The organism is Pseudoduganella sp. S-14 (assembly GCF_049913285.1).
In the GTDB taxonomy this organism is placed as follows: Bacteria; Pseudomonadota; Gammaproteobacteria; order Burkholderiales; family Burkholderiaceae_D; genus Rugamonas.
Map to the genome: position 1 here is coordinate 2,593,221 of NZ_CP183991.1, position 22,386 is coordinate 2,615,606.

Below are 22,386 nucleotides of genomic sequence, written 5' to 3' on the forward strand. Positions count from 1 at the left end.
GAGGAAAACATGAGCCTGAACAAAGTACCGGCCGGCAAAGACCTGCCGAACGATTTCAACGTGATTATCGAGATCCCGATGAACGCGGATCCGATCAAGTACGAAGTGGACAAGGAATCCGGCGCCATCTTCGTCGACCGTTTCATGGGCACCGCCATGCACTATCCGTGCAACTACGGCTACATCCCTAACACCCTGTCCAACGACGGCGACCCGGTCGACGTGCTGGTGATCACCCCGTTCCCGCTGATCCCTGGCGTGGTGGTACGTTGCCGCGCTATCGGCGTGCTGAAGATGACCGACGAATCCGGCGAAGACGCGAAGGTGCTGGCCGTTCCGGTCGATAAGATCCTGCCGATCTACAAGCACTGGCAGAAGCCTGAAGACCTGCAAGACCTGCGCCTGCAGCAGATCCAGCACTTCTTCGAGCACTACAAAGACCTGGAGCCAGGCAAATGGGTCAAGATTGAGGGCTGGTACGGTCCTGAAGAAGCCAAGAAGGAAATCATGCACGGCGTTGCACAAGCCGCCAAGCAGGAAGGCAAATAAGCCTGATCGTAGAAAGCGCCCCGCGGGGCGCTTTTTTTGTATAGTCGTTGCGTGCACCCTTGCAGGGAGGACGCAACATGGAAGGATCATTGTCGATCTGGGCGAAGACCGCCCCCGTCGCCGCAATGCCGGAACTGAGCGGCGAACTGCAGGCCGATGCCTGCATCATTGGAGGCGGCATTGCCGGCCTCACCACCGCCTACCTGTTGTCGCTGGAAGGGCGGCGGGTGGTGCTGCTGGAAGCGCGGCAGCTCGGCAGCGGCGAAACCGGCCGCACCACCGCCCACCTGATGCCGCCGGATGAGTGGTATCACTGCATCGAGCAAAATTTCGGCTCAGTGAACGCGAGGCTGGTGGCCGCAGGCCAGATGGCCGCCATCGAACAAGTGGCCTCCATCGTGGGCAGCGAAGGACTGGACTGCGCATTCGAGCGGCTCGACGGCTACCTGTACTCGGCAACTGGGGACCCCAATGAAATCCGGCGCGAGTGCGAAGCTGCAACGCGCGCCGGCCTGGAGGCCGAGCTGCTGCCCCAGGTGCCTGGCCTGCCGTTTGAAAGCGGCAGCTGCGTGCGTTACGCGCAGCTGGCGCAATTTCATCCGCTGAAATACCTGGACGGGCTTGCCGATTGCATCCGCCGCCGCGATGGACGCATTTTCTGCGGCAGCCGCGCCACCGGCATTGACCGGGTGGGGGACAAGCTGCACGTGAACACGGCCAGCGGGCGCGTGGTGGCAAATGCCGTGGTGGTGGCCACCAACACCCCGTTCAACAATCGTGTCGTATTGCATACCAAGCAGAATGGCTACCGTACCTATGTGATCGGGGTCGAGGTGCCGCGCGGGTCCTTGCCGCGCATGCTGCTGTGGGATACTGGCGACCCGTATTACTACGTCCGGCTGGAATCGGGCGGGGCCAGCCCAGGCCACGACGTGCTGCTTGTCGGCGGCTGCGATCACAAGGTCGGGCAGGATGACGACCCGCGCCACCGGCATGGGCAGCTCGAAGCATGGACGCGGCAGCACTTCCCGATGGCAGGCGCGCTCACCCTGCGCTGGTCCGGGGAAGTCATGGAGCCTGCAGACGGCTTGCCCTTCCTGGGCCGCAATCCGGCCGACGACAGCCAGGTGTACGTGATCAGCGGCGACTCGGGCACCGGCATGACCAACTGCACGCTTGGCGCGATGATCGTGCGCGACCTTGTGGTCGGGCGGGAAAATCCGTGGACCGAACTGTACGACCCGGCGCGCAAGCCTTTCCACGGCATGAAGGAATTCATGCAGGAGCAGGTAAATACGCTGGCGCAGTATGGCGACTGGCTGCGCGGCGGCGACGTGGAGTCGGCGGTGGAAATTGCGCCGGGGCAGGGCGCCATCCTGAATCGCGGCGCCAGGAAACTGGCGGTCTATCGCGACGACGATGGCGGGCTGCATGCCATGTCGGCCGCCTGTACCCACCTGGGCTGTGCAGTGAACTGGAATCCCGCCGAGAGGTCCTGGGATTGCCCTTGCCACGGTTCACGCTTTTCAGCCGAGGGGGCGGTGCTGCACGGGCCGGCCAACACGTCGCTGGCGGCGGAAGAACTGGACGATGACGAAGCCGGTATCCAGCCTGTGCCCGGCCGGCACGGCAGCAGCCACCGCGCGCCGCGCTAGCGCCGGAACGGCGTGTGCTCGTTCAGTTCATCGAGGTAGGCATCGATACCGCCTGCCTCGCGCTCCAGGAAGCGCTCCACCGCGTCGCTGAAGGCGGGGTGGGCCAGCCAGTGGGCGGAGTAGGTTTTCTGCGGCAGGAAGCCGCGCGCCATCTTGTGCTCGCCCTGGGCGCCGCCTTCGAAGGTCTTGATGCCGTTGGCGATGCAGAATTCGAGCGGCTGGTAGTAGGCGGTTTCGAAATGCAGGCAAGGGATGTGTTCCATCGCGCCCCAATAGCGGCCGTAGAGCGTGTCTTCGGTGTGGACGAGCAGCGAGGATGCGACCGGCTGGCCGTCGCGCTCGGCGCGCACCAGCAGCAGGTTTTGCGGCATGGCACGGGCCAGGCGCAGCCAGAAGTCCAGGTTCAGGTAGGGTGAGGAGCGGTGCTCGGCGTAGGTGTTGCTGTAGCAGCGGTGGAAGAAGCGCCAGTCTTGCTCGGTCGTTTCAGCTCCGCGCAGCTGGCGTATGGCGATGCCGGCTTCCCTGACCTTGCGGCGCTCGGCGCGGATGTTCTTGCGTTTCTTGTGCTCCAGTGTATCCAGGAACTGGTCGAAGTGTTGGTAGTCCTGGTTCAGCCAGTGGAACTGCACGCCGGTGCGCAGCATGAAGCCCGCCTGGCGCAAGTGTTCCGCTTCCTCCTCCGTCGGGTAGAGGACGTGGGTCGAGGACATGCCGGCGGCGCCTTGTTGCTCGCATAGGAAGGCCAGCAAGGCGCTTCGTGCCGCCGCGTTGCGCGCCATCAGGCGCGGGCCGGTAACGGGTGTAAACGGGATGGCGGAGAGCAGCTTCGGGTAATACTCGATGCCATTGCGGTGGTAGGCATCGGCCCAGGCCCAGTCAAAAACATACTCCCCGTATGAGTGGGATTTGACGTAGAGCGGCATGGCAGCGGCCAGGCTCTCGCCCTGCCAGACGGCCAGAAATTGCGGCTGCCATCCCGTATCGGCGCACGCGCTGCCCGATTCATGCAGGGCATGCAGGAAGGCGTGCGACAGGAAGGGATTGCCCGCCGCCAGCCGATCCCATTCGGCTGGATCGACGTCGGCAAGGGAAGCAAGGACGCTGGTACGGTATTTCATCGGGCCATTCTAGCGAATAACGGCCGAGCCCGCCGGATGGCCATACGCTGGGGCGGGGGCAATGTTAAAATCTTCGCCATCACCTTTGCCTTGCCGAGATATGCCGCATTCCTTCCATAACTTGTACAACCATGACTTTGCCCGTGTGGCGGTTGGCGTGCCGCGCTGCCGGGTGGCTGATCCGCAGTTCAATGCGGCACAGACGATCGCATTGGCGGAGGAGGCGGCGGCGAACGGCGCGGTACTCGTGGCTTTCCCGGAACTGGGCCTGTCTGCCTACTCTTGCGATGATTTGTTCCACCAGCGCGCGTTGCTGGACGGCGCGCTGCAGGCGCTGGCTTCCGTGGTCGAGGCTTCGAGCCGCATTCCGACGGCGATGGTCGTGGGCGCGCCGCTGCGCGTGGACCATCAGCTGTTCAATTGCGCGGTCGTGGTGTCGGGCGGCGTGATTCGCGGCGTGGTGCCGAAGTCCTATTTGCCGAATTACGGCGAGTTCTACGAGGCGCGCCAGTTCAGCGCAGCCGATGAGGCGATTTCCACCGAAATTTCGCTGCTCGGGCAGCAGGTGCCTTTCGGCGCCAACCAGCTGTTCGAGCTCGAAAACCTGCCGCTGTTCAAATTCCATATCGAGATCTGCGAGGACGTCTGGGTCCCGATTCCGCCGTCGTCCTTTGCCGCATTGGCCGGGGCGACCGTGCTGGTCAACCTGTCCGCTTCCAATATCCTGGTCGGCAAAGCCGATTACCGCCGCCAGCTGGTCGGCCAGCAGTCGGCGCGCTGCATTGCGGCTTACCTGTATTCTTCGGCAGGCCGCGGCGAGTCGACCACCGACCTGGCCTGGGATGGCCAGGCGCTGATCTGCGAGAACGGCGAAATGCTGGCCGAGTCCGAGCGCTTCGCCGAAGAATCGCACATCATCTTTGCCGACGTCGACCTGGAGCGCCTGTCGCGCGAACGCATGCGGACCACCACGTTCGGCCATTCGACGCGCCGCCATAAGGCCGAAGTGGCGCAGTTCCGCGTCGCGCGCTTCCCGGTCGAGCTGCCGTCGCAGCGCGTGCTGCCGCTCGATCGCAATGTGGCGCGCTTCCCTTACGTGCCGTCCAACCCGCAACTGCGCGACAAGCGTTGCAACGAGGTCTATCACATCCAGGTCAGCGCGCTGGTGCAGCGCCTGTCCTCGTCCGGCATCAGGAAGGTGGTGATCGGCGTGTCGGGCGGCCTGGATTCGACCCACGCGCTGCTGGTCTGCGCCAAGGCCATGGACCACCTCGGCCTGCCGCGCGCCAATATCATCGCGGCCACGATGCCGGGCTTTGCCACCAGCAGCCGCACGCTGGACCAGGCGAGGGCGCTGATGCAGTTCGTCGGCTGCACTGCGATGGAAGTCGACATCAGGCCAAGCTGCATCCAGATGCTGAAGGACCTGGGCCACCCGTATAGCGAGGGCAAGGAACAATACGACATCACCTTCGAGAACGTGCAGGCCGGCGAGCGCACCAACCACCTGTTCCGCATGGCGAATCACCATAACGGCATCGTGATCGGCACCGGCGACCTGAGCGAGCTGGCGCTGGGCTGGTGCACCTACGGCGTGGGCGACCATATGTCGCACTACAACGTGAATGCCAGCGTGCCCAAGACCCTGATCACCCACCTGGTGCGCTGGGTGGCCGAGAGCAAGCAGTTTGGCGACGTCAATTCAAGCGTGCTGCTGGCGGTGGTGAACACCGAAATCAGTCCCGAACTGGTGCCTGGCAAGGCCGACGACGAAGCACCGGCGCAGATCACGCAGAATGTAATCGGTCCCTACGAGCTGCAGGACTTCAACCTGTACTACACGCTGCGCTTCGGCTATTCGCCGGCCAAGGTAGCCTTCCTGGCTTACCACGCGTGGCGCGACCGCGACGCCGGACTGTGGCCGGAAGACGAACACGTGGTGCGCAACCAGTACGAGCTGAAAGATATCAAGCACAACCTGGGGATCTTCCTCAAGCGCTTCTTCCAGACCTCCCAGTTCAAGCGCACCTGCGTGCCGAACGCGCCGAAAGTCGGATCGGGCGGCTCGCTGTCGCCGCGCGGCGACTGGCGCGCGCCAAGCGACTCGGAAGCTGTAGCCTGGCTGGAAAACCTGAAGACCGTGCCTGACGCTTAAAACCACTATAAGGAGAACGCAATGAAGCAAATTACCGCCATCATCAAGCCATTCAAGCTCGACGAGGTACGCGAATCGCTGGCCGAAGTGAACGTGACCGGCCTGACCGTGACCGAGGTGAAAGGCTTTGGCCGCCAGAAGGGCCACACCGAGCTGTATCGCGGCGCGGAATACGTGGTCGATTTCCTGCCGAAGGTGAAAGTGGAAGTGGTGGTGGACGACAGCGTGGTCGATACCGCTGTCGATGCGATCATCAAGGCGGCCCGCACCGGCAAGATCGGCGACGGCAAGATCTTCGTGCAGAACATCGAGCAGGTGATACGCATCCGTACCGGCGAAACCGGCGCAGACGCGGTGTGATCAGGCCGCAGATTTAGCGACCTGCACGCAATCGCGGCCTGCGTGCTTGGCCGCGTACAAAGCCTGGTCGGCACGTGCCAGCAGCGTGTCCGGCCCGCTGTCTTCCGCCTCCAGGCAGGCAATGCCGATGCTCAGCTTGAGCGGCACGGCCCGGCCCTCATGCATAAGCTGCAGCGCCCGGGTGCCGGCGCGCAGGCGCTCGGCCACGATCTGCGCTTCGCTGATTCCTGTCGTTGGCAGCAGGATTGCAAATTCCTCGCCGCCCAGGCGGGCCGCCAGGTCGCTGCGCCTGCAGGCGGTGGCGCAATGGCGTCCGATGGCGATAATCGCCTGGTCGCCGGTGGGGTGGCCAAAGCTGTCGTTGATCGCCTTGAAGTGATCGATGTCGATCATCAGCAGCGAGAGCTTGTGCCCATAGCGCCGCGAGCGTTCGATTTCCATTTCCGTGCGCGCCATGAACTGGCGCCGGTTGGCGATGCCGGTCAGGAAATCGGTGGTCGCGATCTCGTGCAGTTCACGGTTGCGCTCCTCGATCGTTTTTTCCAGTTGCAGGCTTTCCATTTCCAGCGCCGCGGCCAGGGCCTCGAGCGAAGCGCGTGCATTGTCGCTCTCGATGCGGAACTGGGCTGCGATAACGAGGATGGCCAGCGCCCCGCGCAGCAGTTCGCCGGCAATGACGTTCCCGCCCTGGACGGACAGGGCGGCAAACAGGTGCCAAGCAGTGTCGATGCCAAACAGTGCGCACAGCATGGCGCGGCCATTGCGCGGCGCGTGGCGCGCAAGGAGCGCGGTGGCAGCCAGCAGCAATGGAATGCGTATCGCCGCCGCGAGAACCAGGCGCGCGTGGTCGCTTGCATGGCTGGCCGAGGCGCAAAGGACGGCGGCCACCAGCAGGAATGCGAGCCAAGGCTGGGGCTTGAGCAGGCATGGCGGCGGGGCGGGCATATAGCGCACGGCGCCGCGCAGCAGCAGCATGGCGTTGGCGGCGGCCAGCACATTGGGCAGCACGACCGTCAGCGCCACAGGCAAGTCGCCGCGCATGCCGGCCAGTATCCATGCCAGGCCCTGGCAGATCGCCGCCAGGCTCCAGTTGGACCCGGCGGAACGGCCATCGCGTACCGCGTGCAGGCCGATGAAGGCGATGCCGAGTGCCAGGCAGGCAATGCCGAGGGTCAGTTGGCAAGTTCCGATGTGCAGGGTATTCAAACTGCTTCCACCCGGTTGCGGCCGCCGTTCTTGGCGCGATACAGGGCAGCGTCGGCGCGAACCACCAGGCTGTCCATCGAGACGTCATGCGATTTGAGTGCGGCGATGCCAAAGCTGGCAGTAACCTGGTGCGGCACGCCGGACAGCGCGGGCGCGATGGCGCTGATGGCGCGCCGCAGGCGCTCGGCCGCAAGCCGGGCTGCAATGGCGCTGGTTTCAGGCATCAGCAAGGCAAATTCTTCGCCGCCGAGGCGGCCGGGCAGGTCGACGTTGCGGGCATTGGACTGGCAGGCCTGGGCAATGACTTGCAGCAGCTTGTCGCCTGCCGCATGTCCGAAGCGGTCGTTAATCTGCTTGAAGTGGTCGATATCGAGCAACAGCAGCGTGAGCGGCAGGTGGTAGCGGCGGGCCCGTTCGATTTCGTCGTTGCCGCGCTCCATGAAGTGACGGCGATTGGCGATGCCGGTCATGCTGTCAGTGGTCGCTTGCCGGGTCAGTTCCGCGGTGCGTTCGGCTACCGCGGCCTTCAGTTTGTTGCGCTTATCCTGCAGGCGGCCGGCGTGGGCCGCAAGCTCGTCGCGGATCTTTTCGCTTTCGAGCCGGAACTGGAAGGCGTTCACCAGCAGATGCAGGATACCGCCCACCGAGACCATGACTGCAAACGAGGAGCCGCCGTCCAGGAAATTGTCGACGTGCTCGCCCGAAAGCAGGGCCGTGCCTAGACGCACCACGCTCCAGATGGCGGCCAGCGCCAGGATGTCGACCAGGTAGCGGGTGCCGGCCGGCAGGCCGGGCCGCCTGACCAGCATCAGCAAGGTCGCGCAGTAAAAGGCGGCGCGGCAGGCGGACACCAGCCCGATCCGGGCCTGCACGCTCGGATGGCCGTAACTGAACCAGGCGAAAGCTGCGGCGGCCGCGCCCGCGCACAGGGCGTAATATCGGTCGTTGTAGCGTGCGCCGACCAGCATTGCCGTGCCGCGATGAATGAACACCAGGCTGACGACGGACAGGGCGTTGTCGGCGACGGTTCCAATGTAGTCGGGGAGCGTGGTGGAATTGGCAACAAGCAGCGCTGCGGCACCGCCGGCCAGGGCCGACATGGCCCACTGGCCGCCGGGCGTGCCCGCCAGGAAGCGCCCGTGCAAGCCCCGGAAGGCGCAGGCAATCAGGATCGACAGGAAGCCGACCAGGCTAGTTGCAGTAGCGACATCAAAGGTAAACACGGACAGGCAAGCGCATCAAGAAGTTGCGCAATTGTATCAGTTGTTACCTGATGGTAAGTTTTAACTTTCCAATTGAAAGTCTGTTGGCGATAGCCCTACGGCCGGCTGATCTTCAGGTCAAAGCGCCAGGCCAGCAGGCGCATCACGGTGATCAGGCCGGCGCTGGACCACAGGGCGACGTCGTCCGAAACCTGGGTATATTGCAGCGCGATATAGAACCAGCAGCCGAAGAAGGCGCAGATTGCGTACGGTTTCCCATCGCGGAAGACCATCGGCACCTCGTTACAGATGATGTCGCGCAGCACGCCGCCGAAAATGCCGGTTACCACGCCCATCATCACGGCGACGAAAATCGGCATGTCGGCCGCAAGCGCCTGTGCCACGCTGGCGACGGCGAACAGGCCGAGGCCTACCGCGTCGGCAATCACGATCAGCCGCTCGGAAACGATATGGCGGATATGCTTGACGAAGGGCGCCGCCACCAGTGCCACCACGAACAGCAGGATCGTATATTCCTGGTGCGCTACCCAGAACAGCGGGCGCTTGTCGAGCAGGATATCGCGCACGGTACCGCCACCGAAGGCGGTAATGAAGGCGACGATGAATACGCCGACAATGTCCATGCGCTTGCGGCGCGCTTCGATGAAGCCAGAGAATGCCCCAACCAAGATTGCTACGACCTCGATGATGGTGATCAGGGAAACGGCGGGGACTATTTTCATGAGGCGCAGATTAGCATCCTGATCGCAAAACCTGCAAGCCACGCATGGCTTGGCGCCGCTGCCGGCGAAAGGAGGCTGATCAGCGCTGGGGCGCGAGGGCGGAGCGCAGCAGCACCATGATGGCGCCTTCGCCGCCTTCTTCGGCGCGGGCCTGGCAGAAGGCGATCACGCCGTCGGTCTGCACCAGCCAGGAGTGGACCATGGATTTCAGCACCGGTTCGCCGCCGCGCGAGCCGAACCCGCGGCCGTGGATCACGCACACGCAGCGGTAGTTGCGGCGTTTGGCCTTGAGCAGGAAGTCGTCCACCGCCTGGCGCGCCTCGTCGCGGCGCTTGCCGTGCAGGTCCAGTTCATCCTGTACCGGCCAATGGCCCTTGCGCATCTTCTTCATCACGTCCGGGCCGATGCCGGGCGCGCTGTAGTTCAGCGAGGGATCTTCTTCCATGTAATGGTCGACGTCGAACATATCCGACAGCATCGACTCGCGCAGCACGGCTGCGTCCTCGGCCGCCTGCTCCTCGGCCGTCTGCGGCTTGCGCGGGCCGGATGGGGCAGGGCGGCCCGCTGCGGCCGGGCCCTTGGCGGGCGGCGGCACATAGCGGTCGGACGGCTTCATCTTCTGCACGCCGGCCATGGAGGACTGGAACACGTTGGCAGCGGCGGCCGCTGCCTTTTCCTGCTTGGCGCGCTCCTTCTGCTCGGCCGCGCGCTGCTCTTCCTGCTCCTTGAGCTGTTTGCCCAGTCCCTTCAGGTCGGCGAAGCTTTTCACTCTTGCGCTTCCAGGTAGCGTTGCGCGTCCAGCGCGGCCATGCAGCCGGTGCCGGCGGAAGTGATGGCCTGGCGGTAGATGTGGTCCTGCACGTCGCCGGCTGCAAACACGCCTGGCACGGAGGTGGCGGTGGCCATGCCTTCGGTGCCGGTGCGGGTCTTGATATAGCCATCCTTCATTTCCAGCTGGCCTTCGAAGATGCCGGTGTTCGGCTTGTGGCCGATGGCGATGAACAGGCCGTGCACTGCCACGTCGGACAAGCCGCCGTCATTGTGCTTGATGGTGATGGCGTTGACGCCGGACTGGTCGCCCTTCACTTCGTGCAGGGTGGAGTTCAGTTTCAGCACGATCTTGCCTTCGGCGACCTTGGCCATCAGGCGGTCCACCAGGATAGGCTCGGCGCGGAACTTCTCGCGGCGGTGCACCAGGGTGACCTTGGTGGCGATGTTCGACAGGTACAGCGCTTCTTCCACGGCGGTATTGCCGCCGCCAACCACGGCCACCTCCTGGCCACGGTAGAAGAAACCGTCGCAGGTGGCGCAGGCGGACACGCCGCGGCCCATGAATTCCTGCTCGGTTGGCAGGCCCAGGTACTGGGCCGAGGCGCCGGTGGCGATGATCAGGGTGTCGCAGGTGTAGGTGTTGCTGTCGCCCACCAGGCGGATCGGCTTTTCGTTCAGGTGGGTGGTGTGGATGTGGTCAAACACGATTTCGGTCTTGAAGCGCTCGGCGTGCTGCAGGAAGCGCTGCATCAGGTCCGGACCCTGGACGCCCATCGGGTCGGCCGGCCAGTTTTCCACGTCGGTGGTGGTCATCAGCTGGCCGCCTTGCTCGACGCCGGTCACCAGCATCGGATTCAGGTTGGCGCGCGCGGCGTAAATCGCGGCGCTGTAGCCTGCTGGACCGGAGCCGAGAATCAGGACTTTGGCGTGTTTGGTAGTAGTCATATGCGGATTCTTTACCTAGTTGGAGTGTCTGGTATATGGGTGCGGACAGGAATGCGACAAGTCCGGGCCCAAGCAAACCGAAATTATATGCGAAGCGTGCATTTCACATGTACCGTGGGGCCGTTTCACCTTGATATGCCTTAGAATAAGCGCAATTATGGAATTTTTGCCTCCAAGCAATGAGTAAGAAGAGTCAAAAGAGCCAGGAGACTTCTTCTGGTTACACTCGCAACGTCACCGAACGCCAGCCCTTACCCAATCGGCTGGTGCGACTGCTGTCGGAGGCCCGCTTTTTCGCGCTGTTTGTTGTCTGCGTTTATTTCATCCTGATCCTGGCCAGCTACAACCGGCTGGACCCGGGCTGGTCGCACAATAATGTGGTGCCCAAGGTGTTCAACCTGGGCGGGCGCGGCGGCGCCTGGCTGTCCGACTTGATGCTGTTCATCTTCGGCTTCTCAGCCTGGTGGTGGTGCGTCTACATGCTGCGCGTGGTGTGGCAGGGCTATCGCCGCCTGACCCGTAAATTCGTGCTGGAGAAGGACGAAGTTCCTGAACACAAGCAGGAAGGCCTGATCCGCGTGATCGGTTTCGGCCTGATGCTGGTGGGGTCGATGGGCCTGGAGTTCCTGCGCCTCTACACTTTGAAAGTGCAGTTGCCGCGCGCGCCGGGCGGCGTGCTGGGTGAACTGATCGGACACGGCGCGCACGTCGGCCTGGGCTTTACCGGTGCCACGCTGCTGTTGCTGCTGTTGTTCGGCACCGGTTTCAGCCTGTTCTTCCACGTATCGTGGATGTCGGTGGCCGAGAAAATCGGTGAAGTCATCGAGATGGGGATCGACTGGGTCCGCGCCCGGATGGAAGACCGCGAGGACCGCCGCCAGGGCGACGTGGCCCTGGTCAAGCGCGAAGAAAAAGTGGTCAAGGAACGCGTCAAGCACGAGGAGAAGCATCCGAAGCCGGCCGACCTGCCGCCGGATGCGCCGCCGGCGCCTATCGTCAAGATCGAGCCGCAGATCACCCAGGTGGTGCAGTCCGAGCGCGTGATCAAGGAAAAGCAGGGCACCCTGTTCCAGGAAATCGAGAACACCACGCTGCCGCCGCTGTCGCTGCTGGACGATGCGCCGCCGCAGCAGGAAACCGTGGCCGTGGAAACGCTGGAATTCACCAGCCGCCTGATCGAGAAAAAACTGTCCGACTTCGGCGTGGAAGCCAAGGTGGTAGCTGCCTATCCGGGCCCGGTCGTGACCCGCTACGAAATCGAGCCTGCCACCGGCGTGAAGGGCAGCCAGATCGTCAACCTGGCGCGCGACCTGGCGCGTTCGCTGTCGCTGACCTCGATCCGCGTGGTGGAAACCATTCCGGGCAAGAACTACATGGCGCTGGAGCTGCCGAATCCCAAGCGCCAGATCGTGCGCCTGACCGAGATCCTCGGCTCCAAGGTCTATAACGACAACCACTCGCCGCTGACCGTGGCGCTGGGCAAGGATATCGCCGGCAAGCCGGTGGTGGCCGACCTGGCCAAGATGCCGCACCTGCTGGTGGCGGGTACCACCGGTTCCGGCAAGTCGGTGGGTATCAACGCCACCATCCTGTCGCTCTTGTACAAGGCCGACCCGCACGACGTGCGCATGATCCTGATCGACCCGAAGATGCTGGAAATGTCGGTGTATGAAGGCATCCCGCACCTGCTGGCGCCGGTCGTTACCGATATGCGCCAGGCTGGCCACGCCCTGAACTGGGCGGTGAACGAGATGGAGCGGCGCTACAAGCTGATGTCCAAGCTGGGCGTGCGCAACCTGGCCGGCTACAACGCCAAGATTGCCGAGGCCGAGAAACGCGAAGAGAAGATCCCGAACCCGTTCTCGATCACGCCGGACGCGCCTGAACCGCTGGAAAAACTGCCAACCATCGTCATCATCATCGACGAACTGGCCGACCTGATGATGGTGGTCGGCAAGAAAGTGGAAGAACTGATCGCCCGTATCGCGCAGAAGGCCCGTGCGGCCGGCCTGCACTTGATTCTGGCGACCCAGCGCCCATCTGTAGACGTGATCACGGGCCTGATCAAGGCCAATATCCCGACGCGTATCGCGTTCCAGGTATCGTCCAAGATCGACTCGCGCACCATTCTGGACCAGATGGGCGCCGAAACCCTGCTGGGCATGGGCGACATGCTGTACATGCCGCCGGGTACCGGCTTGCCGATCCGCGTGCACGGCGCCTTCGTGTCGGACGACGAAGTGCACCGTGTCGTGAAGCATCTGAAAGCCCAGGGCGAGCCGAATTACATCGAGGGCATCCTGGAAGGCGGCACGCTGGAAGAAGGCGGAGGCGACGGCGCCGCGGCCGGTGCAGGCGGCGGGGATGGCGAAGCCGACCCGATGTACGACCAGGCGGTGCAGGTCGTGCTGAAGCACCGCAAGGCATCGATCTCGCTGGTGCAGCGCCACCTGCGCATCGGCTACAACCGGGCGGCACGCCTGCTGGAACAGATGGAAAACAGCGGCGTTGTATCGGCCATGCAGTCGAATGGCAACCGCGAAATCATCGCACCTACCGCGTCGGCGGAATAAGGATTCTTATGAAGTACACCAAGTTGATGGCGGCCCTGGCCGCCGGCCTGCTGTTCGCAGGTTCCGCCAGCGCTGCGGCGCTGGACCAGTTCAAGTCTTTCGTGGCCAGCACCAAGGCAGCCAGGGGCGAATTCACGCAAAAGGTGGTGGCGCAAGGCAGCAAGGACAAGCTGTCCTCGGGCAGCTTCACCTTTGCCCGACCGGGCAAGTTCATCTGGACCTACACCAAGCCTTACGACCAGGTGCTGCAGGCCGACGGTGAACAGCTGTATATTTTCGACAAGGACCTGAACCAGGTTACCGTGCGCAAGCTGGGTGACGCGCTGGGTTCCTCGCCAGCCGCCATCCTGTTCGGCTCCAACGACCTGGAAAAGAACTTTGTTCTGGCCGAAGCGGGTTCGCGCGATGGCCTGGAATGGCTGAAAGCCACGCCCAAAGCCAAGGATGCCAGCTTCGAGCAGATCCAGATCGGCCTGAAAAACGGCGTGCCGGAAGCGATGGAACTGAAAGACAGCTTCGGCCAGACTTCCATCCTGTCGTTCAAGAAGTTTGAAAAAAATCCAGCGCTGAATGCAACGTCCTTTAAATTTGTCATGCCCAAGGGGGCGGACGTCATCAACAATTAATGCATGATGACGCAAGACCTGTTCGCCCCGGAACCGACCCCGCCGCTGGCCGAAGCGCTGCGCCCGCATACCATTGCGGACGTGATCGGCCAGAGCCACTTGCTGGGCGAGGGCAAGCCTTTGAACTTGCTGTTCAAGTCCGGCAAGCCGCATTCGATGATCCTGTGGGGGCCGCCGGGCGTGGGCAAGACCACGCTGGCACGCCTGTCGGCGCGCGCCTTCGACTGCGAGTTCATCGCCATTTCGGCCGTGCTGGGCGGGGTCAAGGACATTCGCGCCGCCATCGAACAGGCGGAGCAATTCGTCGCCAATGGCAAGCAGACCATCCTGTTCATCGACGAGATCCATCGCTTCAACAAGGCGCAGCAGGATGCGCTGCTGCCGTATGTGGAATCGGGCCTGGTCACACTGATCGGCGCCACCACCGAAAACCCCTCGTTCGAAGTCAACTCCGCGCTGCTGTCGCGCGCCCAGGTCTATGTACTGAAGGCGCTGACGGAGGAAGAGATGCGCCAGCTGCTGGCCCGCGCCCGCGAACGCTCCATGCCGGACCTGGACTTCGACGAGCTGGCAATCGATACCCTGATCGGCTATGCCGACGGCGATGCGCGCCGCTTCCTGAACCTGCTGGAACAGACCAAGACCGCTGCCGCCACCGCGCGCACCAGCAAGGTCACCGGCGAATTCGTGCAAAACGCGCTGACGCTCAATGCGCGCCGCTTCGACAAGGGTGGCGACAATTTCTATGACCAGATTTCGGCCCTGCACAAGTCCGTACGCGGTTCAAACCCGGACGGCGCCTTGTACTGGTTCTGCCGCATGATCGACGGCGGCGCCGATCCGCGCTACCTGGCGCGCCGCATCGTGCGCATGGCGTGGGAGGACATCGGCCTGGCCGACCCGCGCGCCCTGACCATGGTCAACGACGCCGCCGAAACCTATGAGCGGCTCGGCTCTCCGGAAGGGGAACTGGCGCTGGCGCAGGCTGTGATTTACCTGGCGGTTGCGGCCAAGAGCAATGCCGGCTACAACGCCTATAACGCCGCCATGGCCTTCGTGCGCCGCGACAAATCGCGCGAAGTGCCGGTGCACCTGCGCAATGCTCCGACCAAGTTGATGAAGGAGCTTGGCTACGGCCACGAATACCGCTACGCCCACGACGAGCCGGACGCCTATGCCGCTGGCGAAACCTACCTGCCTGACGGCATGGCGGAGCCGGGCTGGTACCAGCCGGTTCCACGCGGCCTGGAATCCAAGATTGCCGACAAGCTGGCTTTCCTGCGCAAGCTGGACGAAGAGGCCCGCAAAGGCTAAGTCGCGACGGCGTATGATGCCATTTGCGCGGCGAGCTCCCGCGCCGCTTCCGGCCCGAAGCAGAGCGCCATGTTCAGGGCCGATTCGCGGGTTGCTTCTCCGGCGCGTTCGAACATTCCCAATTCGTAGTGCCGGATTGCCTCCGCGGGCGATGCCGCCGCTGCCAGTGCCAGTCCAAGTTCCGCGCCATCCAGCATTGCCTGGTTTGCGCCTTCTCCTGCGAAAGGCGACATCAGATGCGCGGCATCGCCCAGCAGCGTCACGGCCGGCTGGTGCGGCCAGCGCAGGCCGACTGGCAGTACGTTAATCGGGCGGACCACGAAGCCGCTGCCGCAGGCGCGCATCAGGCCAAGCAAATCTTCCGGCCAGCCTGCAAAATGACTTTGCAGCGCTTCTCGCGTGGCAGCTTGCTGGTCGCCGGTGGCGAGATAGAGGCGGATGCTTCCGTCGCCTTCCGTTTGCGCAATCAAGGCTTTGCCATCGTCGAGTGCCATCAGCTTGCCGTGCCCGATCATCGCGGCCTGTCCGGCGGCGGGGCTGGTGATGAGCCCTTCTGCAAAAGTGATGCCGCTGTAGGCGGGGACAGCTTCGCTGACCAGTGACCGCACACGCGACCACGCACCGTCGGCACCGACCAGCACATCTGCTTGCACGCTGCTGCCATTGGCGAATTTCAGCGTGTAGGCGCCGTTTGCGCAGGGTTCGATCTTGGACAGCTTGTGGCCCCAGCGTATGGTGCCGGCGTCGAGCGATTCAAGCAGCAGGTCGCGCAACGCCGCCCGGTCGGCTTCGGGCCGTGACATATCGCTGGCATCGCCCGCGTCATCCCAATGGACCGCGCCATCCTTGCCGAGGACGCGCATACCCTGTCCTTCAGGCCGTGCAATCCGGAGGAATTCTTCTGCTAATCCCGCAGCATGCAAGGCGGCCTGGCCTGAATCCTGATGGATGTCGAGCGAGCCGCCCTGAGGGCGCGCGTCCGGCGAGGCATCAGCTTCAAAAATCGTGGCTGCGATGCCGTGCTGCTGCAAGACCCGGGCCAAAGTCAGTCCGCCGAGCCCGGCGCCGATAATCGTTACGCTCATGGTTTGTTCTGCAGTTGATATGTCAACCTATGATCGACTATTCGAGTTGATGTGTCAACTGTTGCGTGCTATGCTGGCAAGATGACAAAACAGACGTTAAGCACCAACGAGCGCGACGCATGGCGCGGATTTCGCCGCATGGCAGAAATGATTTCTGGCAAGGTGGGGCAGGAGATTGCGCGCGCCACTGGCCTATCACCGCAGGATTTCGGCATCCTGATGCAACTGGACCGCATGGAGAATGGCAAGTGCCGCCAGCGTGAAATCCAGGATTTTCTTGAATGGGACAAGAGCCGGCTTTCGCACCAGCTGACCCGCATGACGAGCCGCGGTCTGGTCGTGCGGGAAGTGGCCGGCAGCGCCGTCACCATCAGCATGACGGAAGAGGGGCGACGCTTGCTCGATTCAGCTAAACCCGTGCATGCGGCTAGCGTGCGAGCCAATTTCATCGAGCATCTATCGGCGCAGGAACTCGAGCAGCTACGCAGCATTACCGGCAAACTGCGCTCGGCGCTTGCAGGGAGCGATGCTTGACAGCTTAGGACACTTGTCCTAAGCTTGTCATTATGACCAAGCAGGCAACAGCAACCCGCGAACGCATCGTCGAAACGGCCGACCGGCTGTTCTACGAGCATGGCTACGGCCACACCAGCTTTGCCGATATCGCGGCGGCGGTCGAGCTCTCGCGCGGCAATTTCTACTACCACTTCAAGACGAAGGACGAGATCCTGGCGGCCGTGATCGAATTGCGCCGGCAAAAGACGCAAGCCATGCTCGATGCCTGGGCCGCGGAAACCACGCAGCCGGCGGCGCGCATCGGCCGCTTCATCGACATGATGGCGATGAACGCGCCATCGATCCGCCGCAATGGCTGCCCGGTCGGCACGCTGTGCACCGAACTGGCCAAGCTTGAACATCCTGCGCTGCCCCAGGCGAATGTCCTGTTCACGCTATTTCGCGACTGGCTGCGCGCGCAATTCGCGCAGCTGGGCAGGAAGGCTGCAGCCGATGCCGATGGCCTGGCCATGCACCTGCTGGCGCGCAGCCAGGGCATTGCCATGCTCGCCAACGCCTTCGACGACGGAGCATTTATCCAGCACGAGGTTTCGCAACTACACAAATGGCTGCACGCCATTTCCAAATAAAGGAGGACTCATGTTTGTTGTATCGCTCAAACTGACCGGCAGCCGTGAACAGGCCGCGCCATGGATGGCCGCACACAAGGACTGGTTGCAGGCCGGTTTTGACGATGGCGTATTCCTTGCAGCGGGCAATCTGCTGGGGCAGGCGGGCGGCGGCATCCTGGTGCATGGGCTGGAAGAGGGCGCCGTGCGCGAGCGGCTGGCGCTAGACCCCTTCGTTGCAAACGGGCTGGTGGAGGTGGAACTGACCGGCTTCACACCTGCCAAGACCGATTCCCGGCTGCAATTCCTATTGCCTTCATAAGCGGAACCCTTAAGCGAAGCGTTTACATTTCTATTGTCCAACGTTAGGATGTTGTAAATATTTTAACGGAGGGCGGGATGTCGCAGCGTCTGACAGTCGATGGAGTGACCGTCCATGTGGACGGTGAGGGAGAAGACGCCATCATGATGATTCATGGTTGGCCGTATGACCGCAGCCTGTGGGATGCCCAGGTTGCTGCCTTTTCTCCGAGCTATCGCTGTGTGCGGTTCAGCTTCCCCAGCCAAAGCGCCAAGGGCAGCCATCCGATCGACGAAGTTGCAAAGCTCTACGCCGATACGGTCCAAGCCGTGAATGGCGGCCGACCAGTGATCCTGATGCTGAGCGACTGGGGCTGCGTTTTTGGCTACCAGTTCGCGCTGCGCTATCCCGAACTGGTGAGCCGGGTGATCAGCGTCGGCATCGGCGGCTCGAGCCAGATGACTTACCGTGCCTCGCTGGACTGGAAAACCCGTTTGCGCCTGGCCTTTGCGCACCGCCGCCTGAAGGCCTCCAGCAGCAACAGCCGGACGGCGCGCGATGCATGCGACCGCCTGCAATTGCCCCACGCAGTTAGCTGGCTGCGCGCCACTACGCCTGCCGCGGGGACGCTGCCGTTCAAGCTGCGCTGGCCCATGCTGTACATCTACGGCAAGCGCAAACCGTTCCCGTTCCATACGCGCAGTTTCGAGGCGGCCGTGCAATCCAAGCCGGACAGCCGTGTGATTGCCTTCCGTAGCGGCCACTGGGTCATGCGCGAGCAGCCAGAAGCGTTCAACAGCGCAGTGAAGGGGTGGCTGGAGCAGGGCCGCACGGTTTGAAATTTGCATTTCATCCCGTGTTTTTTGCGCTTCGTCGCAAGTGCAAGGCAGGGCAGGGAGGCTTTAGGTACAGTGTAACCATGGAAGCACGGAAGTAGTTCAACACTGACCTGAAGGAGAACATCATGAAAGCCCTGAAACACATGGAAGCGATTTTCGTTATTGCAGCCGCCCTGGCCACCGTCACCAGCTTTGCAACCGCCACCACGCCGGTCCTGCACGTTGCCGCCGACCCGGTTGTTGCCAAGGTGGACACCAGCATTCCAACCGTGGTGGTGGCCGCCAAGCGCCTGACCGCAGCTGAAAAAGCAGCACTGATCTGACAGCACAACGCCGGAGGGCGTAAAACTCGGTTGTTGTGCTGTCATCTTGGTACAATTGCCCCTTTCGATTAAACCTCGTAGCGGCAGCAAAACATGATTGACATCCAACTTCTCCGTAAAGACATTGATACTGTCGCCGCCAAACTGGCGACCCGCAAGTTCCAGCTCGACGTAGCTGGCTTCAATGCCCTGGAAGCTGAGCGTAAAGCCATCCAGATGCGTACCGAAGAACTGCAAAGCAAGCGCAACTCGCTGTCCAAGCAGATCGGCATGATGAAGGGCAAAGGGGAAGACACCACCGCCGTGATGGCCGAAGTAGGCGGCCTGGGCGACGAACTGAAGGCCAACGAGAGCAAGCTGGCCGATGTGCAGTTGAAGATGAACACCTTCCTGCAGGCCGTACCGAACCTGCCGCACGAGTCCGTGCCAGCAGGCGCAGACGAAACGGGCAATGTGGAAGTGCGTAAGTTCGGCACCCCGCGCAGCTTCGACTTTGAAGTCAAAGACCATGCCGACGTAGGCGCAGCACTGGGCCTGGACTTCGAGACCGCCACTAAACTGACCGGCTCCCGCTTCAGCGTCATGAAAGGCGGCATCGCTCGCCTGCACCGCGCACTGGCGCAGTTCATGCTGGACACCCACACCGACAAGCACGGCTACACCGAGTGCTACACCCCGTACATGGTCAACGCGGAATCGCTGCTTGGCACCGGCCAACTGCCGAAGTTCGAAGCGGACCTGTTCTCTGTGAAGAAGGGCGGCGCCGAAGGCGAAGGCCAGAACTTCTACCTGATCCCGACCTCCGAAGTTTCGCTGACCAATATGGTGCGCGACGAGATCGTGGCCGTTGAAACGCTGCCGATCAAGGTCACCGCCCACACCCCATGCTTCCGTTCCGAAGCCGGTTCGGCCGGCCGCGATACCAAAGGCATGATTCGCCAGCACCAGTTCGACAAGGTTGAACTGGTCCAGGTGGTTCACCCTGAAAAATCGTACGAAGCGCTGGAAGAAATGGTCGGCCACGCTGAAACCATCCTGCAGGCCCTGGGCCTGCCATATCGCGTGATGCAGCTGTGCACCGGCGACATGGGCTTTGGCGCTGCCAAGACCTACGACCTGGAAGTGTGGCTGCCAGCGCAGAACACCTACCGTGAAATTTCTTCGCTGTCGAACTGCGAAGCCTTCCAGGCGCGCCGCATGCAGGCCCGCTTCCGCAACGCGCAAGGCAAGCCGGAACTGCTGCACACCCTGAACGGCTCCGGCCTGGCAGTGGGCCGCACCCTGGTCGCCGTGCTGGAAAACTACCAGCAGGCCGACGGTTCCGTGGATATTCCAGCCGCGCTGCAGCCTTATATGGGCGGCCTGACCAAGCTCGTCGCATAAAGTTGAAAATAGCCCTTCCTTTTTTCGGAAGGGCTGCTATAATCTTGGCTCTCAACGGCGACCACCGTTAAATGCAGTACCTGGAGAGGTGGCAGAGTGGTCGAATGTACCTGACTCGAAATCAGGCGTAGGGTGTCCCCCTACCGTGGGTTCGAATCCCACCCTCTCCGCCAGATACTTAAAAAAGCCCTTGAATATCAAGGGCTTTTTTATTTTTCGCGCTCCTCGGCGAGGCTCTGTCCTCGCATTTACCCACCAATGCATACGCGCTGTAATTTCCAGAGGCTGTTCTGGCGTTCGCATTTCAGCGAGACGTCGGAGACGAGAGGCGTTCCAGAGTTTCGTGGGGCGGAGTATGATCTCTGGCGGAATGGCATGTTCAGCCGTCTGTTGGTTAGGAGGGGTGGAACAAGATCTCGCCAACTTCTTTCTCCGTTGAAGCACGCTTTTGCCCAGGAGGCCGCCGTGATCTTACAAGGGAAACGCTGCATCATATATGGCGCTGCGGGCGCCATTGGTAGCGCCGTTGCGCGCACATTTGCGCGGGAAGGCGCTCAATTGTTTCTAGCGGGGCGCACGAAGGAAAAACTCGACGCACTGGCCCAGTGCATACATGCCGAAGGAGGCAGCGCCCACGCCGCCCGGGTCGATGCGCTGGACGAACAATCCATCCGGGAACATGCGCATGCGGTCGTCGAACAAGCCGGTGGCATCGACGTCATGCTCAATGCTGTCGGTTTTGCCCATGTGCAGGGCGTGCCATTTGCGGAACTGACATTCGATGATTTCCAGGTGCCGGTGCAAGCCTATACGCGCACCATCTTCCTTACCGCGCAGGCGGTAGCGCGCTATATGGCGCCGCAGAAGTCGGGCGTCATCCTGACCTTGTCCACGCCAGGCGCTCGCCTCTCCGGTGTCGGATTTCTTGGTAATGGGACGAGCAGCGCGGCGGTCGAAGCCATGTCGCGCATTCTGGCTGGCGAGTTGGGGCGCGACGGCATTCGGGTGATATGTATGCGTTCCGATGCGATTCCAGAAGCCGTACCCGTTTCGCATGCACGGGCAGCTTTCGAAGGCATGGCGCACAAGAAAGGCATCAGTGTGGCGGAATTCTTGCAGGAGCGTGCGGAAGGCGCCACATTGCTCGGCCGCCTGCCCACGCTGGACCAGCTGAGTGCTTTTGCAGCGTTTGCCGCATCGGACGGAGCGTCCGCCATGACTGGCGCCATCGCTAACCTCACCTGTGGATCATTGCAGGATTAGAGCATCGCAATGCAGCGCGAGATTGACTCATGTGGGTAGGCGGCCTTGGCGCGAAGATGCCATGTGACGCACTGATTCAGCAGTGCAGACGAAGATCGGGGCTTTTTTCCATAGCCGGCCTGAACCCAGTGGGATCACAATCGCGCGATCTGCTGATTGATTTTGGCCTTTGCCCGCTCGTTTCGTTCGCTATATCGGTCGGTCAGATAGGCGGTGCGGCCGCGCATCAATAGCGTAATCTTGACCAGTTCTTCCATTACGTCTACCACGCGGTCGTAATAGGCTGACGGGCGCATCCTGCCAGCGTCATCAAATTCTTTGTATGCCATTGGCACCGATGACTGGTTCGGAATGGTGAACATGCGCATCCAGCGGCCCAGGAGGCGCAGGGTGTTGACGACGTTGAACGACTGCGAGCCTCCACATACTTGCATGACCGCCAAAGTGCGACCCTGGCTAGGCCGCACAGCCCCTTGCTCGAGGGGTATCCAGTCGATCTGGTTCTTCATCACGGCGGTGATGGCGCCATGGCGTTCGGGGCTGCACCACACCTGTCCTTCGGACCACAGGCATAACTCGCGCAGTTCGCGAACTTTCGGATGATCTTCGGGGACGCTGCCTACCATCGGCAGTTCCATTGGATCGAAGATCTTTACCTCTGCTCCAAAGTGTTCAAGGATGCGTGCCGCCTCGTACGTCAGGAAGCGGCTGAAAGATCGTTCGCGCAAGGAGCCATATAGCATCAGGATTCGCGGCGGATGCGAAACGTCGCCATCGGGGGCAAGCTTTGCGAGGCTGGGAATATCCAGCAAGTCGGCCTTAATGTTTGGCAGGTCATTGATAGTCATGCG

The 22,386-nt window shown here is 62.3% G+C and carries 22 protein-coding genes and 1 tRNA gene; 15 read left to right on the forward strand and 8 right to left on the reverse strand.

The window, feature by feature from the left end; genetic code table 11:
• Positions 1 to 9 precede the first annotated feature (9 nt).
• Positions 10 to 549, forward strand: a complete 540-nt coding sequence (gene ppa, locus ACN9MZ_RS11960; protein WP_426342334.1) for an inorganic diphosphatase — start codon at positions 10 to 12, stop codon at positions 547 to 549.
• A gap of 77 nt (positions 550 to 626) precedes the next feature.
• Positions 627 to 2,204 carry an FAD-dependent oxidoreductase gene (locus ACN9MZ_RS11965; RefSeq protein WP_426342335.1) on the forward strand — a complete coding sequence of 526 codons (1,578 nt, stop codon included), beginning with the start codon at positions 627 to 629 and terminating at the stop codon, positions 2,202 to 2,204.
• Here ACN9MZ_RS11965 and ACN9MZ_RS11970 read toward each other — a convergent pair.
• On the reverse strand, positions 2,201 to 3,322 hold the full coding sequence (locus ACN9MZ_RS11970; RefSeq protein ID WP_426342336.1) for a GNAT family N-acetyltransferase: 1,122 nt from the start codon (positions 3,320 to 3,322) through the stop codon (positions 2,201 to 2,203). The genes ACN9MZ_RS11965 and ACN9MZ_RS11970 overlap by 4 nt on opposite strands.
• Before the next feature lie 100 nt (positions 3,323 to 3,422).
• On the opposite strand from ACN9MZ_RS11970, the gene ACN9MZ_RS11975 reads away from it, so the two are divergent.
• On the forward strand, positions 3,423 to 5,477 hold the full coding sequence (locus ACN9MZ_RS11975; RefSeq protein WP_426342337.1) for an NAD(+) synthase: 2,055 nt from the start codon (positions 3,423 to 3,425) through the stop codon (positions 5,475 to 5,477).
• A 21-nt stretch (positions 5,478 to 5,498) separates the two neighbouring features.
• Positions 5,499 to 5,837 carry a P-II family nitrogen regulator gene (locus ACN9MZ_RS11980; RefSeq protein WP_028103924.1) on the forward strand — a complete coding sequence of 113 codons (339 nt, stop codon included), beginning with the start codon at positions 5,499 to 5,501 and terminating at the stop codon, positions 5,835 to 5,837.
• Here ACN9MZ_RS11980 and ACN9MZ_RS11985 read toward each other — a convergent pair whose 3' ends face one another.
• The 5 genes from ACN9MZ_RS11985 to trxB all read right to left on the reverse strand — a co-directional run bounded on the left by ACN9MZ_RS11985 (position 5,838) and on the right by trxB (position 10,704).
• On the reverse strand, positions 5,838 to 7,043 hold the full coding sequence (locus ACN9MZ_RS11985) for a GGDEF domain-containing protein (protein ID WP_426342338.1): 1,206 nt from the start codon (positions 7,041 to 7,043) through the stop codon (positions 5,838 to 5,840). It abuts the gene before it with no gap.
• Positions 7,040 to 8,266 (reverse strand): GGDEF domain-containing protein, encoded by a 1,227-nt coding sequence (locus ACN9MZ_RS11990; protein WP_426342339.1) that lies wholly within the window; start codon positions 8,264 to 8,266, stop codon positions 7,040 to 7,042. Before ACN9MZ_RS11990 ends, ACN9MZ_RS11985 begins: the two co-directional genes overlap by 4 nt.
• A gap of 95 nt (positions 8,267 to 8,361) precedes the next feature.
• Positions 8,362 to 8,988, reverse strand: a complete 627-nt coding sequence (locus ACN9MZ_RS11995; RefSeq protein WP_426171129.1) for a trimeric intracellular cation channel family protein — start codon at positions 8,986 to 8,988, stop codon at positions 8,362 to 8,364.
• 79 nt (positions 8,989 to 9,067) lie between these two features.
• Complete coding sequence (locus ACN9MZ_RS12000; protein WP_426342340.1) at positions 9,068 to 9,757, reverse strand: Smr/MutS family protein; 690 nt, start codon at positions 9,755 to 9,757, stop codon at positions 9,068 to 9,070.
• On the reverse strand, positions 9,754 to 10,704 hold the full coding sequence (gene trxB / locus ACN9MZ_RS12005) for a thioredoxin-disulfide reductase (RefSeq protein ID WP_426342341.1): 951 nt from the start codon (positions 10,702 to 10,704) through the stop codon (positions 9,754 to 9,756). Before trxB ends, ACN9MZ_RS12000 begins: the two co-directional genes overlap by 4 nt.
• A 179-nt stretch (positions 10,705 to 10,883) precedes the next feature.
• Here trxB and ACN9MZ_RS12010 point away from each other — a divergent pair, with 179 nt between their 5' ends.
• From ACN9MZ_RS12010 to ACN9MZ_RS12020, 3 genes are read left to right on the forward strand one after another with little or no spacing between them, the layout of a single operon-like run.
• A complete protein-coding gene (locus tag ACN9MZ_RS12010; protein WP_426342342.1) occupies positions 10,884 to 13,277 on the forward strand; it encodes a DNA translocase FtsK in 2,394 nt (797 codons plus the stop codon).
• Positions 13,278 to 13,285: 8 nt separating this feature from the next.
• Entirely contained in the window at positions 13,286 to 13,903 is a 618-nt protein-coding gene (lolA, locus tag ACN9MZ_RS12015) for an outer membrane lipoprotein chaperone LolA (protein WP_426342343.1), read from the forward strand.
• Positions 13,904 to 13,906: 3 nt separating this feature from the next.
• Positions 13,907 to 15,217: a replication-associated recombination protein A gene (locus ACN9MZ_RS12020; protein ID WP_426342344.1), complete on the forward strand. Its 1,311-nt coding sequence runs from the start codon at positions 13,907 to 13,909 to the stop codon at positions 15,215 to 15,217.
• Here ACN9MZ_RS12020 and ACN9MZ_RS12025 read toward each other — a convergent pair.
• The gene (locus tag ACN9MZ_RS12025) at positions 15,214 to 16,302 is read right to left on the reverse strand and encodes an FAD-dependent oxidoreductase (RefSeq protein WP_426342345.1); all 1,089 of its coding nucleotides are present in this window, start codon (positions 16,300 to 16,302) and stop codon (positions 15,214 to 15,216) included. The two genes, ACN9MZ_RS12020 and ACN9MZ_RS12025, sit on opposite strands and share 4 nt — an antisense overlap.
• An 81-nt stretch (positions 16,303 to 16,383) precedes the next feature.
• Between ACN9MZ_RS12025 and ACN9MZ_RS12030 the strand changes: the two genes are divergently transcribed.
• The 8 genes from ACN9MZ_RS12030 to ACN9MZ_RS12065 all read left to right on the forward strand — a co-directional run bounded on the left by ACN9MZ_RS12030 (position 16,384) and on the right by ACN9MZ_RS12065 (position 21,535).
• Positions 16,384 to 16,836, forward strand: coding sequence for a MarR family winged helix-turn-helix transcriptional regulator (locus ACN9MZ_RS12030; protein WP_426342346.1), 453 nt, complete (start codon positions 16,384 to 16,386; stop codon positions 16,834 to 16,836).
• Between the two features lie 32 nt (positions 16,837 to 16,868).
• Positions 16,869 to 17,447, forward strand: coding sequence for a TetR/AcrR family transcriptional regulator (locus ACN9MZ_RS12035; protein ID WP_426342347.1), 579 nt, complete (start codon positions 16,869 to 16,871; stop codon positions 17,445 to 17,447).
• Positions 17,448 to 17,457: 10 nt separating this feature from the next.
• The gene (locus ACN9MZ_RS12040) at positions 17,458 to 17,748 is read left to right on the forward strand and encodes a YciI family protein (protein WP_426342348.1); all 291 of its coding nucleotides are present in this window, start codon (positions 17,458 to 17,460) and stop codon (positions 17,746 to 17,748) included.
• Positions 17,749 to 17,825: 77 nt separating this feature from the next.
• Positions 17,826 to 18,566: an alpha/beta fold hydrolase gene (locus ACN9MZ_RS12045; RefSeq protein WP_426342349.1), complete on the forward strand. Its 741-nt coding sequence runs from the start codon at positions 17,826 to 17,828 to the stop codon at positions 18,564 to 18,566.
• A gap of 125 nt (positions 18,567 to 18,691) precedes the next feature.
• A complete protein-coding gene (locus tag ACN9MZ_RS12050; protein ID WP_426171144.1) occupies positions 18,692 to 18,889 on the forward strand; it encodes a hypothetical protein in 198 nt (65 codons plus the stop codon).
• 93 nt (positions 18,890 to 18,982) lie between these two features.
• Entirely contained in the window at positions 18,983 to 20,272 is a 1,290-nt protein-coding gene (serS, locus tag ACN9MZ_RS12055; RefSeq protein WP_426342350.1) for a serine--tRNA ligase, read from the forward strand.
• An 82-nt stretch (positions 20,273 to 20,354) separates the two neighbouring features.
• Positions 20,355 to 20,445 (forward strand) — tRNA-Ser (locus ACN9MZ_RS12060).
• Between the two features lie 202 nt (positions 20,446 to 20,647).
• Positions 20,648 to 21,535: an SDR family NAD(P)-dependent oxidoreductase gene (locus ACN9MZ_RS12065; protein ID WP_426342351.1), complete on the forward strand. Its 888-nt coding sequence runs from the start codon at positions 20,648 to 20,650 to the stop codon at positions 21,533 to 21,535.
• 134 nt (positions 21,536 to 21,669) lie between these two features.
• On the opposite strand, the gene arsH is transcribed toward ACN9MZ_RS12065, so the two are convergent.
• Positions 21,670 to 22,383 carry an arsenical resistance protein ArsH gene (gene arsH / locus ACN9MZ_RS12070; RefSeq protein ID WP_426342352.1) on the reverse strand — a complete coding sequence of 238 codons (714 nt, stop codon included), beginning with the start codon at positions 22,381 to 22,383 and terminating at the stop codon, positions 21,670 to 21,672.
• Positions 22,384 to 22,386 lie beyond the last annotated feature (3 nt).

Bases quoted from the DNA above. Each gene is read 5' to 3' on its own strand.
- ACN9MZ_RS12045 (WP_426342349.1), top strand. From the start codon at position 17,826: ATGTCGCAGCGTCTGACAGTCGATGGAGTGACCGTCCATGTGGACGGT.
- ACN9MZ_RS11965 (WP_426342335.1), top strand. From the start codon at position 627: ATGGAAGGATCATTGTCGATCTGGGCGAAGACCGCCCCCGTCGCCGCA.
- ACN9MZ_RS12020 (WP_426342344.1), top strand. From the start codon at position 13,907: ATGATGACGCAAGACCTGTTCGCCCCGGAACCGACCCCGCCGCTGGCC.
- ACN9MZ_RS12040 (WP_426342348.1), top strand. From the start codon at position 17,458: ATGTTTGTTGTATCGCTCAAACTGACCGGCAGCCGTGAACAGGCCGCG.
- ACN9MZ_RS12050 (WP_426171144.1), top strand. From the start codon at position 18,692: ATGAAAGCCCTGAAACACATGGAAGCGATTTTCGTTATTGCAGCCGCC.
- ACN9MZ_RS11975 (WP_426342337.1), top strand. From the start codon at position 3,423: ATGCCGCATTCCTTCCATAACTTGTACAACCATGACTTTGCCCGTGTG.
- ACN9MZ_RS11970 (WP_426342336.1), bottom strand. From the start codon at position 3,322: ATGAAATACCGTACCAGCGTCCTTGCTTCCCTTGCCGACGTCGATCCA.
- lolA (WP_426342343.1), top strand. From the start codon at position 13,286: ATGAAGTACACCAAGTTGATGGCGGCCCTGGCCGCCGGCCTGCTGTTC.
- ACN9MZ_RS12030 (WP_426342346.1), top strand. From the start codon at position 16,384: ATGACAAAACAGACGTTAAGCACCAACGAGCGCGACGCATGGCGCGGA.
- ppa (WP_426342334.1), top strand. From the start codon at position 10: ATGAGCCTGAACAAAGTACCGGCCGGCAAAGACCTGCCGAACGATTTC.
- ACN9MZ_RS12035 (WP_426342347.1), top strand. From the start codon at position 16,869: ATGACCAAGCAGGCAACAGCAACCCGCGAACGCATCGTCGAAACGGCC.
- arsH (WP_426342352.1), bottom strand. From the start codon at position 22,383: ATGACTATCAATGACCTGCCAAACATTAAGGCCGACTTGCTGGATATT.
- ACN9MZ_RS12025 (WP_426342345.1), bottom strand. From the start codon at position 16,302: ATGAGCGTAACGATTATCGGCGCCGGGCTCGGCGGACTGACTTTGGCC.
- serS (WP_426342350.1), top strand. From the start codon at position 18,983: ATGATTGACATCCAACTTCTCCGTAAAGACATTGATACTGTCGCCGCC.
- ACN9MZ_RS12065 (WP_426342351.1), top strand. From the start codon at position 20,648: ATGTTCAGCCGTCTGTTGGTTAGGAGGGGTGGAACAAGATCTCGCCAA.
- ACN9MZ_RS11980 (WP_028103924.1), top strand. From the start codon at position 5,499: ATGAAGCAAATTACCGCCATCATCAAGCCATTCAAGCTCGACGAGGTA.
- ACN9MZ_RS11995 (WP_426171129.1), bottom strand. From the start codon at position 8,988: ATGAAAATAGTCCCCGCCGTTTCCCTGATCACCATCATCGAGGTCGTA.
- trxB (WP_426342341.1), bottom strand. From the start codon at position 10,704: ATGACTACTACCAAACACGCCAAAGTCCTGATTCTCGGCTCCGGTCCA.
- ACN9MZ_RS12010 (WP_426342342.1), top strand. From the start codon at position 10,884: ATGAGTAAGAAGAGTCAAAAGAGCCAGGAGACTTCTTCTGGTTACACT.